Raw genomic sequence first — 13,753 nt, 5'->3', positions numbered from 1 at the left:
CAGGGGGAAGATGGCCAGCCAGGTGATGACGGCGCGGACGTGGATGGACGGCGTGGGCGGAGCCGGAACCTGAACCGGGACGGCTGACGTGGGAGCAGTTCTATCAGTACTTCGGCAAGAAGGACGAGCTGTTCGACGCCGTGCTGGCCGCTGAGCTGGTCCGCGTGATGACAGAAGTCCCCATCGAAGGCCACGGGGCTTTGGCCGTCGGAGACTACGCCGGCAGGCTCTTCGACCGCCACACCACGGATGGTGCCTTGCCCCGGTTGCTGTTCTGGGAAGGCCTGGAGCGCGGGAGAAATACCGTGAACCGGGCCACCCGCGCGGACCACTGCGCCGCAAAGGTGGACCAGATGCGGAGAGTTCTGCCCGGAATCGACCGCACGGACGCAGCCGACCTGGTCCTCACCATCGTGACCCTGTGCGATGGCTGGACGGTGCTGCCGCAGATCGACTCGCTCTTGGCGGGCTCCGCTCCGGACCGCCTGGACTGCCGTCGAGCCTTCATCGTGCGGACGTCCACGCTGGTGGCCGACGCCCTGTTGGCGGACGCGCAGGTGGACGAGGTGCAGGTGGCTGACGCGCAGCTGGAAGAGTCAGGACGCTAGCGCGCGCCGCCCTGCCAGAGGGCGTCAAACGGTGCGCCGGAGGCCACCCGGTTGCGGATGCCTGCGGTGACAAAGGACTTCGCCGTCCGGGCAGCCTCGAGCGGCGTGGCACCCTTGGCCAGTTCGGCCGTCACGGCCGCGGCCAACGAGCAGCCGGCACCGGAAACGGCCACCTCGCCCACTTTCGGAGTGCTGAGGACTTCGAGGGTCTCGCCGTCGTAGTAAACGTCGACGGCGTCCGGACCTGCCAGCCGCACGCCTCCCTTGGCAAGAACGGCAGCGCCGCTGAGCTCGTGGATGCGGATAGCGGCGGCCTTTAGCGACTCGACGTCGGTGATCGCCAGGCCGGACAACGATTCGGCCTCGAAGTGGTTGGGTGTGACGAACGTGGCCAGCGGCAGGATCTGCGCTTTCAGGGCCTGGTCCGTGTCCAGCGCGTGGCCCGGCTCCTGGCCTTTGCAGATCAGCACGGGATCCAGCACCACATTGCGGAACCGGCCCGTTTCCAGTGCTGCTGCGACCGTGCTGATGGTGGCCGGGCTGCCCAGCATGCCGATCTTCACGGTGTTCAGGACAGGCCGGCCCGGCGCCGGCGACTCGACCGAGGCACCTCCGCCGGTGACGCCCGACGCCGGACCATAGGCCGCCGTCGTGGCTTCCAATTGGTCCGCGATCACCTGCTGGTCCACTGGCACAAAGCGGTGGTTCCAGTTGTCGCTCGGATCGAAGGACACGATGCAGGTCAGGTTGGCGATGCCAAACACGCCCAGTTCCTGGAACGTCTTCAGGTCGGCCTGGGCTCCGGCGCCACCCGTGGCTTCGGACCCCGCAATGGTCAGGACGACGGCGGGAGCGGACACGGGGGACTGGAGGGCAGCTGAAGCAAAAGTCATGGCACTATCCTGCCATCCGGCGTCGGGCCAACAAGCTCGGTGAGTTCACTATCGTCATGTGTGTCCACGAGGCCCACAACAGCCAGCCTTCCCACGGCGGCGCAGAATCCGGTCCACAAAACGAGTCCCCACATGCTGTGCCAGTGGGTTCCCGTGAGGAATAGGAGGGTGAGGAAGCCTGTGACCAGCCCCGCCCCGCCGATGGCCACAACATGAAGCCACTGGTCACGGACGGGCCGCATCAGGACTCCGGTCGCCAGGGCCAGTGGCATGCCGAGGAGCAGGGCGGCAGGGATTCCGAAAACGTAGCCCGTCGCGCCGTGCGGAAAGCCGAACAGGAGCACGGTGATGGTGGCGCCCAGCAGGAACGCTCCGGAGCCGAACGTCACCCGGTACGGCCGGCTCATGCTGTCCCTTTGGCGATGGTGAGCAGCGCGCGACCCAGCTCGGGCTCCCGGAAGATGAACCCGGCGTCCAGCAGTTTCTGCGGCTGTACCCACCGGCTTTTCAGCACGAGCTCGGTCTCTGTGCGGATCAACACAGCGCCCAGCTTGAGTAGCCCGGCCGGGGTGGGGATGCCAAGCCTGGCGCCATAGGCCCGCCTGACGAGGTGCATGAGTTCGCGGTTGTCCACAACATCCGGGGAGGCCACATTCACCGGGCCGGAGATGTCCGTCCGTATGTGCAGGAAGCGCACAGTGCGGTAAAGGTCCTCCACATGGATCCAGCTGAACTTCTGCTTCCCGTGGCCCATATGCCCACCCAGGCCGAGCCGGGCAAGGGTGGCGAAGGGCCGCAGCGCGCCGCCGCCTGGCCCCAGCACGATGGCGATCCGCAGCGGGATTTTCCGAGTCGCGGGTGTGTGGGCCTCGTCCAGGGCGGCTTCCCAGGCGCGCGCCACATCCACGGAGAAACCGCTGCCGAGTTCGCCGTCGGACTCTGTTTGGGGTCGGTCGTCCGCGTGCCGGTAGATGGTGCCGGTGCTGGCGTTGAGCCAGGTGGACGGCGGCGCCTTGCAGAGTGCGAGGGCGCGGCCAAGCGCGGTGGTCGTGGCGATGCGGGAGCCGAGGATGGCCGCCTTGTTCCGCGCGTTGTAGCGGCAGTTGACCGACCGTCCGGCGAGGTTGACCAGCAGGTTGGCGCCGTCCAGCACCCGGGTGATGGCGCCGTCGTCGTCCCAGTTTGCGGACTCAGCCGATCCCTTGGCTGCCCGGCGGCCGATGGTGCGGACCGTCCAGCCGTCCCGCTCGAAACGCTCCCGGAGGTAGGTTCCGATGAAGCCCGAGGCTCCGGCGAGCACCACGGTCTTTGCGTTGTTCATGTCTTCCCCCATTGTGTTCGGTGGTGCGTTCAGTCGCGGACGCTGCGGCTCAGGCTGAGGACATCGTCCAGCACTTTGTTGACGCCGGGAATCTTTGCGAGCGAGAGTCCCCGGGCGATCAGCGGGACGGCTCCGTCCACGAGTTTCCGGGTGCGGCGCTGGCCTTCTGAGGTGTCGTACACCCAGAACAGCGCGATCCCCATGTAGCCCAGCCACAGCAGCTCCGGCAGATCCGCGCGCAGCTTCTTCGGCGCCGGCGGACTGGCGCCTTCCACCGCAGCCCGGAAGATGTCCAGCGAGGCTTCGCGGGCCGCCGTCGACTCTCCCGCGAAGGGGTTGACGGGCGACGTCGGCCGGATAGCCGTGGCCACGAAATCCGCACCGAAGCGGTGGTACGGCGCCATGACGTCCAGACCTGCGTGCAGCGTGGCTTTCAGGCGGCTGCCCAGGTCCTTGAGGCCTTCGAGGGCCTCGTCAGCCTTGGCTGCATGCTCTGCCTGGACCTGGACGTAAAGTTCCTGGACCAGGTCATCTTTGGACTCGAAGTAGTAATAGGCGTTACCCACGGAGACGCCGGCCTCTGCTGCGATGGCCCGCATGGTGGTTTTCTCGAAGCCGATCTCGCGGAACATGCGCAGTGCCACATCCGCCAGGAGCTGGCGGGTCTGCTCGCTTTTGGCTGCCACCGGATTCCCCTCGTTTTTGAACGTGTTCAGAAAAGAGTATGACATGGAACTGAACGTGTTCAAAACCTGACGGCGAACACCGGGGCGAGAGCTGCACACGTTCAGTGGGAGAATGGCGTGACAGTGCTAATACAGCTGGCGACCCGCGCAACTTTGGCTGCGGAACGGTACGCCGAGCGAACCACTATGAACGGACACCCCCATGCCCTCCCCCTCAGGCCGTGACGCCTTGCCCGTCACCAACCCCGCAGGCACAGCCGCCAAATTCGCATCGATCGGCTCGCCGTACTTCGGCATCATGCTGGCCTTTATGGCCGTGGTCCTGATCCTTTCGAACATCGGCGCATCCAAGGGCGTCGCGATCGGTCCGATCATCACCGACGGCGGCTTCTTCCTCTTCCCTCTGGCCTACATTCTGGGCGATGTGATCAGCGAGGTGTATGGCTTCAAGGTGGCACGCAAAGCCATCTTCACCACCTTTGCCCTGTCAGTGTTCGCCTCGATCTGCTACTGGGTGATCATCGCCCTGCCCGGCTTTGATGACGACTTCGGCACGTCCAAGCAGGCAGCCCTGGAGGGTGCGCTGGGCCCGGTCCCACAGATTGTGCTGGCCTCGCTCCTGGCATTCCTGGCCGGGCAGACCATCAACTCGTGGATCCTGGTAAAGATGAAGGCCCGGTCCGGCGAGAAGTCCCTGTGGGCGCGGCTGATGAGCTCCACTGGTGCGGGTGAATTCGTTGACACCCTGATCTTCTGCAGCATCGCCGCGTCCGTCATCGGCATAACGGACTTCGGTACGTTCCTGAACTACGTGGTGGTGGGCTTTGTCTACAAAACCCTGGTTGAGTTCCTGTTCGTCCCGGTGACGTCCCTGGTGATCGGCTGGATCAAGAAGCGCGAACCGAGCTACGGGGTCTAGGCTCCGCCTGCTGCTTTCGCGCCGTTTCGACGGTTCCCTGCCCACACGACGGTCGCAGTCATCGAGCGGGCAGGGAACCATCGAATTGGCACCTGACGCTATGCCGCAGTTTGCCTCCTGATCGCCTGGAGGACGGTCATCTTGAACTCTTGCTCGCGGAAAAGGTGTTTCCACTCGATCCGGATGAATGTCCAGCCAAGGGCCATCAACGCCTTCTCGCGCTGCCGTTCGGCGAAGATGGCCTCATCCGTGGGCTGGAAGTCGAAGTACTTCACCCTGCCGTCGAATTCCAAAGCCACTTTCTTGTCCCGCCAAGCAAAATCGAGGCGGTGCTGGCCCCCCGCGGACCAGACGACTACCTGGAGCTCAGGTGGCTCGATGCAGAGCCGGTGGAGCAGTTCGCGGGAGAGGGTTTCGCCCGGAGACTCGGAACGGGAATCGCTGTCTTCCAGGGCCCTCCGAAGTGCCTGGACTCCGTTTCTTCCAGTCAATGCAGCGCACATCGCACGGAGCTTGTCCACATCCGCACCCTTCCGCAGGGCGTGGTCCATCAACACCAGGGCCTGCCGGTAGTTCAGCATGAGGCAGCAGTCCACCACCGTCCGCTCCAGCGACGTGCAAGGCAAACCGTCCACGAACGTGATGTCCTCGGCCCCTAGGACACGGGTGTGTGCCACGACGTCCTTGCCGTGGGATATACCCGAAGGACACGTCTGCTGGGTGATATGAACGAGATCGTCCACGTCCCAGAGGAACAGCCCATGGAGCCGGGCACCCGAGGTGTGGCTATAGACAAAGCCGCCGCCCGACGTCGTCAGCGTTCCATGAGCATGGGCAGCGATCAGCTGCCGACTGCGCACCCAGGGCTTCTGCCTCGCCCAGATAGTGCCTCGGAGGTAGCATCCGCGTCTGAGCCGGACCAGGTCGCCGGCGCGTACCGTTGCGGCTATGGCGCGGGAATTCAAACCGGCTTCGAGAAGCTCCTCGGTTCGCCACAGGTCCATTCCAATCGGGAGGCCACGGCTCGATGCGTTCGACATACCCCCAGCCTCCGCTGGTTGCCCGGCCTCGAAAAGACAGCGGCGTGGCTATGTGGACAATCCCGGTTCGACGGTTCCCTGCGCCCTAGACGGTTACGAACGTCGAGTGAGCAGGGAACCGTCGAAACGGCGCGGAGAACCAGGGCCGGTGCTCAGGAGTAGTACTGCGCCAGGGTCTCGGCCTTGAACTCGAAGAAAGTCCCGGCTTCGATGGCCAGCCGCGCATCGTCCACCATCTTCACCACAAAACGCTCGTTGTGGATGGAGATCAGTGTGGCCGAGACCATCTCCTTGGCCTTGAACAGGTGGTGGATGTAGGCCCGGGAATAGTTGGCGCACGCGTAGCAGTCACACCCGTCCTGCAGCGGACCGAAGTCGCGCTTGTACTTGGCGCCGGAGAGGTTGAAGCGGCCGGCCGGCGTGTAGAACGCGGAGTTGCGGGCCACCCTGGTGGGGGAGACGCAGTCGAAGGTGTCCGCGCCGTTCTCGATGGCGGTGAAGATATCGTCCGGCTCGGAAATGCCCAGCAGGTGCCTCGGCTTGTCCTCTGGCAGCTCCTCGTTGCACCAGCGCACAATCGTGCCCAGGTTCTCCTTCTCCAGCGCCCCGCCGATGCCGTAGCCGTCGAAGTCCATGGCACCAAGGTCCCGGCATGCCTTCCGGCGCAGGTCCTCGTACTGCGCCCCCTGGATCACGCCGAAGAGGGCCTGGTACGGCTTCCCCACGCGCTCGGAGGTCAACCGGAAATGCTCCTCCAGGCAGCGCAGGGCCCACAACCGGGTGCGCTCCAGCGATTCCTCCTGATAGCCGCGGGAGTTCTGCAGCGTGGTCAGCTCATCGAACGCGAACATGATGTCCGCGCCGATCTGGTGTTGGACCTGCATCGAAATTTCGGGGGAGAACCGGTGGCGGTCGCCGTTGAGATGCGATTTGAACCAGACACCATCGTCGTCGATGTGGGCCAGGCGTTCTTTGCCCGGAGCGACGGCGTCGTCCGGCCCAGAGGTGTCCACCGATTTCATGTCGATGACCTTCTTGAACCCGGAGCCCAGGCTCATGACCTGGAACCCGCCGGAGTCCGTAAACGTGGGCCCGGACCAGTTCATAAACGTTCCCAGCCCCCCGGCCTCGTCCAGGATGTCCGCGCCCGGCTGGAGGTACAGGTGGTAGGCGTTGGCCAGAAGCGCCTGTGCCCCCAGGTCCGCCATGGATTCCGGCAGGACGGACTTCACAGTGGCCTTGGTCCCGACGGCGATGAACGCCGGGGTGCGGATCTCGCCATGCGGAGTGGTGATGGTCCCCGTGCGGCCCAGGAATTCGCCGCCGTTGGCAGATACCTGGGCGGCCGATGGCGCACAGCTGTCGGCAAGGCGGGTGCCAACGGTGAAGGAGAACTCGGACTGGTCAGCTGCAGCTGCGGAGACAAATGGAGCGGAGGCGGGGTTGGCTGGCACGGTTCCAGTGTGCCAGCAAACGCCGCCGATCCCTCAGTGGGCCGCGTCCGATGTGGGGTAGTTCTCAGCCCGCCAGCGGTTCCAGAGCGAATGAATGGACTCCCGTTTGTGGGCACCCAAATCAAAGGTCGAGGCGATCACCATGGCGCCGCCTTGGGGCCTGACGCCTTCAATGACGGGCTGGTCCGCCACGATCAGCAGGCCGTCCCCGTGCTCCGCGTAACCGTGGACCGTGAGTCCCACCTGGTGGTTGCTGCGGAACCAGACCTTCCCGGTGATCTCCTCGCCGGTGGCCAGCGTCAGCCCGTACGGCTCACCCGGCGCAGGCACGTCCGACAGCCCGAGCTTTTCGATTTCGGAGTCCGAGGTGCCGGGAAATTCGAAGAACAACGTGTGCCGTTTGCCGTGCGGGTGGTGTTCCAGCGCGAAGCGGAGCTGCTGGAGGAACGTCAGCCAGCCCTGGGTGATGTCCTCATCCCAGGCCGCCCATTCCGAATTGTGGTCCAGGGCTGCACGCGTGACACTGACCTGGGTCCCGGCGGAGACCGGCTTGAGGTCGAAGACGTCGCCGCCGTTGGTGGTCAGGCTGGTGTGGTCCGGGGCTTCAACGACGTTGCTGCTGAAGTAGATCCCGTCAATCTCATCAGCCAGTTCATCGGCCTCCCAGCCGTGCCACTGGGCCACTTTGGCCGGTTCACGCAGCATGGTCCAGACCTGCGGCGCGTCAGCATTTATCACCACGCTCAGATTGTTCGTCATAGCCCGAATCTACAACGCGGGCGCTGCCCCGGGTAGGGGGTAATTCCCCCACCCGGACAAGCTCACGCTCGGACGGCCTCGAGTTCGTTGCTGATCCGGCGCTGGAGTTCGCCCACACCGATCGTCTCAGACCCGCCGTGCGCCCGCAGGAAAAGCAGGGATTCGAGGCGCAGCAGCCGCCACTCCCGCTCAGCCTCATGGTTGGAGTTGTCGATCGAGCGGAAGATCTCTTTGTCGTACAGGTTGGGTTCGTTCAGCGAACGCTGGCGCACCTTGGCGTTCATCCGCGCCTTGAACGGGTCCGTTTCCTGGTTTTCGGGCAAACGCAGCAGCTTTTCATAGACTTCGGCGCGCTCCTCCTCCCGTTCCTGGCGGCAGATGAAGCTGGACAAGGCCAGCGACGCCTCCACGGACGCCCACCGGCCCGGGTTGCCGTCGAACGGCAGGACGTTGAGCAGGTCCGCCACCGTGAGCGCCCCGTCCGGATCCTTCAGTGTGATGAACAGTTCGTGGGCGAGGTCGCTGAGATCCTTGAGGCAGCTGCCGGACTTGAAGTTGATGCCCTTGGCCAGCTTGTCCGCCAGCAGCAGCACACCAACGGCGTCCGGGTGGGCTTCCGCGGCAGCCTCCACCACCGCTTCCGGGGTGCCCTGCGGCGCCGGAATCTGCGCCAGTTCTTCCGCGGAGGGTCCGCTCGCCGCGGGCGGGATGGCCGGCAGGGGAGGTACGACGACGGCGGGAGCCGCCGGGGCTGCCTCCCCTTCGCCGGTGCGCTGGGGCTGTTCGGCAGGGGGTTGCGCCGAGACCGGCAGCTGCGTGACGGCGTCGGGCGTTGCATCCCGAAGGCTTGCGCCCTGCTGGGTCGTGTCCGGAACCGTGATGACCAGGACTGTTGTGTCCAGGATCTTGACGGTGGACCCGGCGGCGATGCGGAGCGTGCCGCCGCCGGTGAGGTTTGCCAGAACCACCGCCGGGGTCCCGAAATCATCCTGTTCAAACTCCACATGCTGAATTTCGGCGGTACGTTCACCGTCCGGGAGAAGGAGCTGATCGCCGGTGGTCAGAGATCCAGCCTGCTGTTCGCTGTAGTGCCGGGCGGCTGGGTTTTCGGTCATGGGAGTCCTTAAGTTCTCTTGCGGTCCGCCCTACAGTCTACAAAGCGGGGCGCCGGAAGTCGGGGACGCCGGGGATCCCGCGGGCGTCAGTGACCCACTCCGGCAAAGGCCAGGGCCTGGCGGACCAGGGCGCCGCGGCCGCCGCTGAATTCGAGCTGGACGCCGGCGCTGAGCACTTCGGCCGGAGTCATCCACGTCAGTTCCAGGGCATCCTGGCGGGGCTCGCATTCGCCCGTCACGGGGATGACGTACGCCAGGGACACCGCGTGCTGGCGCTCGTCGGTGAAGCCGGTCTGGGACGGGGCCGGGAAATATTCGGCCACCGTGAAGGGGACCGGGCTGATGGGGAGCTGCGGAAAAGCGAGCGGTCCCAGGTCCTTTTCCATGTGGCGCAGGAGCGCCGCGCGGATGGTCTCGCGGTAGATCACGCGCCCCGAAACCAGCGACCGGATCATGTTTCCGTCTTCATCGGCCTGGAGCAGCGTGCCAACCTCGTTCACAAAACCCAGCGGATCCAGCCTTACCGGCACGGCCTCCACATAGATCATGGGGAGCCTCCCCCGGGCCTCAAAAAGGTCTTCTTCGGAGAGCCAGCCGGGATTGGGGTCAGGAGTGCGAACGTTCATGGTTAAGTTCTACCTCATCGGAGGACCGGGGACCGCTGAGGGGTGAGCTCTCAGCGTAAAGCGTCGCGCAAAGCGCCGTGCAAAGCGCCGAAATCTCACCCTCGGCTGGTTCACTCTGCGGCGAGGCGCTGTGAGATCCAGAGAGTGGGCGGGACATGCGGGGCGGGTGTGGCAGCGGTAGTGCCTGCGGCGTCTGGGTTGGCCACGTGCAGGGTCCGGCCAAAGGCTTCCTCGGTCTCGCTCACGTCCAGCCCGGCGGCGGTGAGCCGGTCCCGCAAGGCGCCCAGATCGCCGTCGTACTCGAATCCCAGGCCTGACCGCGGCGGGCCGGACGCCGGGCGCACCATCAGCACCCCGCCGTTTTTGGTGGTGAAGTCGGCGGTTTCGTCGGCGTCCGGGACGGGGCGGAACCTGGCACCGATGTCCTGCAGCGTCACCGCGGCGGCGCCGGGATCCGACGTAAACCAGACCCCGACGACGGTCAGTGCCGGATCAGCGTCCGCCGAGTTTGGCTCCCGCGCACCTTTGTCCGCCAGGAAGCTGAAGCCGTCCCGGCCGGTGATGCGGCAGGACTCGCCATGGTCAGCGGCGATGAGCTCGGCGACGGTATTTCCGGATTCTTCCGCGGCCAGTGCGGTGCGGCAGGCGAATTCGGCCAGATCGCCCACCTCGACGCCGAGGGTCGTTGTGCCGTCATCCGTGGCCCCGACGTCGGCCAGATGCAGGGCCAGCCGGCCGGACCCGGAGTCGAACTCCAGCCACGGACCCTGATCAACGGTCTTGGCCAGGCCCAGGGCCGTGAGGAGCTGCTCCCAACGGTCCGGCTGGGAGGTGAAATGGACGGGACGGACACGCAGCATTGGGTTCCTCCTCGAAACAGGGAAAGCTCGGCTACGGCCATCATGCCACTTCCAGCGGAAGGCAGGCAGAATAGGGCCATGGCCATTGAACTCGAGGAACTGCTGGTAGCGGACGCGGCGGAGTGGCGGCTGTGGCTGGAAGCCAACCATAACGCCAGCCCTGGTGTGTGGCTGGTGCTGCACAAGAAGGGCGGCAACACCACTGAGCTGGACTACGAAGCCGCGCTGCAGGAGGCGCTGTGCTTTGGCTGGATCGACGGTCAGGGCAAGCGACGCGACGACGACAGCTCCTTCCAACGGATGACCCGCCGCGGCCCGAAGAGCGTCTGGTCGGCACGGAATGTGGACCGCATCGGGAAGCTCGAGGCCGCCGGCAGGATGACCGCCGCGGGCCGCGCTGCCGTCGACGCCGCCAAAGCGGACGGACGCTGGGAGGCAGCCTACGTGGGACAGGCGACGGCGGAAGTCCCGCCGGACCTGGCCGCAGCGATCGCTGCGGTCCCCGCGGCCCAGGCCATGTTCGACGTCCTCACCTCAGTGAACCGGTATGCCCTGATCTACCGGACGAATTCGGTGAAGCAGGCGTCCACGCGGGAACGGAAAATCGCCGGCTTTGTGGAGATGCTGGCAAGGGGCGAGGCGCCGTATCCGCAGAAGAAGAAGCCCCCGCCCAACCCAACTGAGTAGCAGTAACTGTCGTTTTGGGGGCTCATAACGACAGTTGCTGCTACTCAGTTGGGCTTAGTCGTCGTGGGGGAACGCGACGGCTTCGCCCACCACCCGCAGGCAGAGTTCCATGCCCGGACGGGCGATGGAGGCGTTCCAGTGCCGGATGGTGATGACCTCGCCGCCGCCGGGGTAGCGGTGGTCGATGCGGCCAGCCAGTTCAGGCGGCACAGAGAGCTTGAGGCGCACGGTGGTTTCCGGGCCGAAGTAGTCGGTGTCCACCACCACGCCGCGGATGGGGCCATCCTCGGCAATGCGGATCTGCTCCGGACGCAGCATCAGCTGCACCCTGCCCTGGGCAGGCGGGCGGCGCACGGGAATTCCGCCCAGTGAGCACGTGGCCAGCGAGCCTTCCATCCAGGCGTCCAGGATGACGGCGTCGCCCAGGAACTCTGCGGTGGCGCGGTCTGCGGGGCGGGTGTAGACCACAAACGGGTTGCCGATCTGGGCCAGCTTGCCGCCGCGCATCACCGCCACCTGGTCCGCGAACGACAGGGCTTCGGCCTGGTCGTGGGTGACCAGGATGGTGGTGACGCCGGCTTTGTTGAGGACCTTGGCCACGGCCCGCCGGGTCGCGACGCGCAGGCCGGCGTCGAGGGCGGAAAAAGGCTCGTCCAGCAGCATCAGTTCGGGTTCGCGGGCCAGCGCGCGGGCCAAGGCCACTCGCTGCTGTTGCCCGCCGGAGAGCTGGTGCGGCCGCCGTTTGGCCATCGATGCATCCAGGGAGACCATGTCCAGCAGCTCGCTGATCCGGGCCGCCGCCGCCCGGCGGCCGCCCGCCAGCTTGGCCGTGTCCAGGCCGAACGCAATGTTCTGACCCACCGTCAGGTGCGGGAAAAGCGCCCCGTCCTGGGCCACGTACCCCACCTGGCGCTTGTGCGCGGGCAACCACACGCCGTCGCCCGCCACCTTGGCGCCGTTGAGCGAGATGCTGCCGGTGTCGGGGTGCTCAAAGCCGGCGATCAGCCGCAGCAAGGTGGTCTTGCCGGAGCCGGAGGGCCCCACAATGGCGGTGGTCCCGCCCTTGGCCACAGACAGGTTGACGCCTTTGAGGACGGCCTGGGAACCGAAGTTCTTGGTGGCGTCGGTGATCTGCAGGTGGCTGTTGGTGGTGGGTGCCACCGACGGCGCGATCCGCGGTTCCGGAAGCCTGGCGGGGGATTGTTCGGTCACTGTCCGGCCACTTTCTTGGACTGCTGGAAGAGAAGGTAAGTCATGGGTGCCGAGAGCAGGATCATCAGCAGGGCATACGGGGCTGCCCCGGCGTAGTCGATTTCGCTGCTCTTGCTCCAGAACGCGCTCGCCAGGGTTGTTGTCCCGTTGGGGGAGAGCAGCAGCGTGGCGGTCAGTTCGGTCACTACGGCCAGGAACACCAGCGCTGCGCCACCGGCGGCCGCGGGAGCCGTGAGCCGTAACGTGATCTTCAGGAAGGCATTGAAAGGGGTCCTGCCCAGGGCGCGGGCCGCTTCGTCGAGTTCCTTTGGGGCCTGTGCCAGCCCGGCGCGGATGTTCACCAATGCGCGCGGAATGAACAGCAGTACGTACGCGGCCACGAGCAGGCCGGTGGTCTGGTAGATGCCCGGGGCCACGTTGATGGCCACGGTGACGAAGGCCAGGCCCACCACAATGCCGGGCATGGAACTGGTGATGTAGTTGGAGAGCTCCAAGGATTTGCTGAACCAGCCCGGATGCCGGACGGCCAGGTACGCCATGGGGAACGCGACGACGGTGGCGGCCACTGCGCCGGCAAGGCCCAGTCCCAGCGTCTGCAGCAGCGCGGGGACAAACTCCTCCACATCCCAGATCTCGGCACCGCCGGCCACGATCCAGCGGATCACAAGCCACAGCGGCAGGCCGAACGCCAAGACAGTGAGCGCCAGGAGTCCGAGCTGGGCAGGAATCTGGTAGCGGTGCAGGGGGAGCCGCAGGGGCTTGGACTGGGCGCCGGAGCCGATCCGTGCGTAGCGGGCCGTGCCGCGGCTGCGGACCTCCAGTACCAGGAGGATCAGGCAGAAGAACACCAGGACGCTGGCCAGCATATTTCCCGCCGTGCCGTTGAACGTGGAAGCGTACTGCTGCATGATCGCCGTCGTAAACGTCTCAAAGCGGATCATCGCGAAGGCGCCGTACTCGGCCAGCAGATGCAGGCCCACCAGCAGGGCGCCGCCGGTGACGGCGATACGCAGCTGGGGCAGCACCACGCGGAAGAAGACCCGCCACGGGCCCAGACCCAGGGACGCCGCCGACTGCTCGATGGCCGGATCCAGCCGGCTGAGCGTGGCCGCGGCCGGAATGTAGACCAGCGGGAAGTAAGAGAGAGTGGCGATCAGCGCGCCTGACCAGACGCCTTCCAGGGCGGGGATGGCGGACACCCAGGCGTAGCTGTTCACAAACGCGGGAATGGCCAGCGGCGCCGCCAGGAGCACGGCCCACCACTTGTGGCCCCGCAGCTTGGTGCGTTCCACCAGCCACGCGCCGCCCACGCCGACCACCAGGGTTGCGGGCACCACGATGAGCATCAGCAGGAGGGTGTTGACCAGCAGCTCGCCCACCCGGGGGCGGAAGATCAGCTCAATGCTGGTATCCCAGCCGGTAACCGCTGTCATGTAGATGACATAGCCCAACGGGATGAGTGCGAACAGAGCCAGCAGTGTGGCCAGGAGCGCAACCACCAATGGCGGGCGAGGGCTGTTGCCCTTGCCCGCCATGGATGAAGCCGATTTGGCGGCTAATGCTGGGGATGAAA

Annotated in this window: 15 protein-coding genes; 3 read left to right on the top strand and 12 right to left on the bottom strand. The window is 65.9% G+C overall.

Annotated features, from left to right (window positions below):
- The first annotated feature begins 140 nt into the window (after positions 1–140).
- On the top strand, positions 141–608 hold the full coding sequence (locus ACZY0Q_RS14160; protein WP_463917787.1) for a hypothetical protein: 468 nt from the start codon (positions 141–143) through the stop codon (positions 606–608).
- On the opposite strand, the gene ACZY0Q_RS14155 is transcribed toward ACZY0Q_RS14160, so the two are convergent.
- The 4 genes from ACZY0Q_RS14155 to ACZY0Q_RS14140 are packed head-to-tail and all read right to left on the bottom strand — an operon-like array spanning position 605 to position 3,508.
- The gene (locus ACZY0Q_RS14155; RefSeq protein ID WP_463917786.1) at positions 605–1,501 is read right to left on the bottom strand and encodes a hydroxymethylpyrimidine/phosphomethylpyrimidine kinase; all 897 of its coding nucleotides are present in this window, start codon (positions 1,499–1,501) and stop codon (positions 605–607) included. The two genes, ACZY0Q_RS14160 and ACZY0Q_RS14155, sit on opposite strands and share 4 nt — an antisense overlap.
- On the bottom strand, positions 1,498–1,908 hold the full coding sequence (locus ACZY0Q_RS14150) for a hypothetical protein (protein ID WP_463917784.1): 411 nt from the start codon (positions 1,906–1,908) through the stop codon (positions 1,498–1,500). Before ACZY0Q_RS14150 ends, ACZY0Q_RS14155 begins: the two co-directional genes overlap by 4 nt.
- A complete protein-coding gene (locus ACZY0Q_RS14145; protein ID WP_463917783.1) occupies positions 1,905–2,822 on the bottom strand; it encodes a TIGR01777 family oxidoreductase in 918 nt (305 codons plus the stop codon). The genes ACZY0Q_RS14150 and ACZY0Q_RS14145 overlap by 4 nt, the downstream gene beginning before the upstream one ends.
- 29 nt (positions 2,823–2,851) lie before the next feature.
- Positions 2,852–3,508, bottom strand: a complete 657-nt coding sequence (locus ACZY0Q_RS14140) for a TetR/AcrR family transcriptional regulator (protein ID WP_463918653.1) — start codon at positions 3,506–3,508, stop codon at positions 2,852–2,854.
- A gap of 202 nt (positions 3,509–3,710) precedes the next feature.
- Here ACZY0Q_RS14140 and ACZY0Q_RS14135 point away from each other — a divergent pair, with 202 nt between their 5' ends.
- Entirely contained in the window at positions 3,711–4,427 is a 717-nt protein-coding gene (locus ACZY0Q_RS14135; RefSeq protein WP_463917781.1) for a queuosine precursor transporter, read from the top strand.
- A 98-nt stretch (positions 4,428–4,525) separates the two neighbouring features.
- Here ACZY0Q_RS14135 and ACZY0Q_RS14130 read toward each other — a convergent pair whose 3' ends face one another.
- From ACZY0Q_RS14130 to ACZY0Q_RS14105, 6 genes are all read right to left on the bottom strand, one after another.
- The gene (locus tag ACZY0Q_RS14130; protein ID WP_463917780.1) at positions 4,526–5,467 is read right to left on the bottom strand and encodes a type IV toxin-antitoxin system AbiEi family antitoxin domain-containing protein; all 942 of its coding nucleotides are present in this window, start codon (positions 5,465–5,467) and stop codon (positions 4,526–4,528) included.
- 152 nt (positions 5,468–5,619) lie between these two features.
- Complete coding sequence (tgt, locus tag ACZY0Q_RS14125; RefSeq protein WP_463917778.1) at positions 5,620–6,921, bottom strand: tRNA guanosine(34) transglycosylase Tgt; 1,302 nt, start codon at positions 6,919–6,921, stop codon at positions 5,620–5,622.
- 33 nt (positions 6,922–6,954) lie between these two features.
- On the bottom strand, positions 6,955–7,680 hold the full coding sequence (locus ACZY0Q_RS14120; protein ID WP_463917776.1) for an SRPBCC family protein: 726 nt from the start codon (positions 7,678–7,680) through the stop codon (positions 6,955–6,957).
- 62 nt (positions 7,681–7,742) lie between these two features.
- Entirely contained in the window at positions 7,743–8,795 is a 1,053-nt protein-coding gene (locus tag ACZY0Q_RS14115) for a DUF6707 family protein (RefSeq protein ID WP_463917775.1), read from the bottom strand.
- Between the two features lie 86 nt (positions 8,796–8,881).
- Complete coding sequence (locus ACZY0Q_RS14110; protein WP_463917773.1) at positions 8,882–9,421, bottom strand: NUDIX hydrolase family protein; 540 nt, start codon at positions 9,419–9,421, stop codon at positions 8,882–8,884.
- 110 nt (positions 9,422–9,531) lie between these two features.
- Positions 9,532–10,281, bottom strand: a complete 750-nt coding sequence (locus ACZY0Q_RS14105; protein ID WP_463917772.1) for a VOC family protein — start codon at positions 10,279–10,281, stop codon at positions 9,532–9,534.
- A gap of 78 nt (positions 10,282–10,359) precedes the next feature.
- Between ACZY0Q_RS14105 and ACZY0Q_RS14100 the strand changes: the two genes are divergently transcribed.
- Entirely contained in the window at positions 10,360–10,968 is a 609-nt protein-coding gene (locus ACZY0Q_RS14100) for a YdeI/OmpD-associated family protein (RefSeq protein ID WP_463917771.1), read from the top strand.
- A 54-nt stretch (positions 10,969–11,022) separates the two neighbouring features.
- Here ACZY0Q_RS14100 and ACZY0Q_RS14095 read toward each other — a convergent pair whose 3' ends face one another.
- Positions 11,023–12,180, bottom strand: a complete 1,158-nt coding sequence (locus ACZY0Q_RS14095; protein ID WP_463917769.1) for an ABC transporter ATP-binding protein — start codon at positions 12,178–12,180, stop codon at positions 11,023–11,025.
- On the bottom strand, positions 12,177–13,715 hold the full coding sequence (locus ACZY0Q_RS14090; protein ID WP_463917768.1) for an ABC transporter permease: 1,539 nt from the start codon (positions 13,713–13,715) through the stop codon (positions 12,177–12,179). Before ACZY0Q_RS14090 ends, ACZY0Q_RS14095 begins: the two co-directional genes overlap by 4 nt.
- Between the last annotated feature and the right edge of the window lie 38 nt (positions 13,716–13,753).

It is taken from the genome of Pseudarthrobacter lactosi, assembly GCF_055412785.1.
Note: the sequence above shows the minus strand (reverse complement) of the source record. Positions and strands in the feature narration are given on the sequence as shown.

What these genes read in the sequence shown, in the direction of transcription:
- ACZY0Q_RS14090 (WP_463917768.1), bottom strand. Translation starts at nt 13,715, where the DNA reads ATGGCGGGCAAGGGCAACAGCCCTCGCCCGCCATTGGTGGTTGCGCTC.
- ACZY0Q_RS14135 (WP_463917781.1), top strand. Translation starts at nt 3,711, where the DNA reads ATGCCCTCCCCCTCAGGCCGTGACGCCTTGCCCGTCACCAACCCCGCA.
- ACZY0Q_RS14105 (WP_463917772.1), bottom strand. Translation starts at nt 10,281, where the DNA reads ATGCTGCGTGTCCGTCCCGTCCATTTCACCTCCCAGCCGGACCGTTGG.
- ACZY0Q_RS14120 (WP_463917776.1), bottom strand. Translation starts at nt 7,680, where the DNA reads ATGACGAACAATCTGAGCGTGGTGATAAATGCTGACGCGCCGCAGGTC.
- ACZY0Q_RS14115 (WP_463917775.1), bottom strand. Translation starts at nt 8,795, where the DNA reads ATGACCGAAAACCCAGCCGCCCGGCACTACAGCGAACAGCAGGCTGGA.
- ACZY0Q_RS14130 (WP_463917780.1), bottom strand. Translation starts at nt 5,467, where the DNA reads ATGTCGAACGCATCGAGCCGTGGCCTCCCGATTGGAATGGACCTGTGG.
- ACZY0Q_RS14155 (WP_463917786.1), bottom strand. Translation starts at nt 1,501, where the DNA reads ATGACTTTTGCTTCAGCTGCCCTCCAGTCCCCCGTGTCCGCTCCCGCC.
- ACZY0Q_RS14100 (WP_463917771.1), top strand. Translation starts at nt 10,360, where the DNA reads ATGGCCATTGAACTCGAGGAACTGCTGGTAGCGGACGCGGCGGAGTGG.
- ACZY0Q_RS14145 (WP_463917783.1), bottom strand. Translation starts at nt 2,822, where the DNA reads ATGAACAACGCAAAGACCGTGGTGCTCGCCGGAGCCTCGGGCTTCATC.
- ACZY0Q_RS14150 (WP_463917784.1), bottom strand. Translation starts at nt 1,908, where the DNA reads ATGAGCCGGCCGTACCGGGTGACGTTCGGCTCCGGAGCGTTCCTGCTG.
- ACZY0Q_RS14110 (WP_463917773.1), bottom strand. Translation starts at nt 9,421, where the DNA reads ATGAACGTTCGCACTCCTGACCCCAATCCCGGCTGGCTCTCCGAAGAA.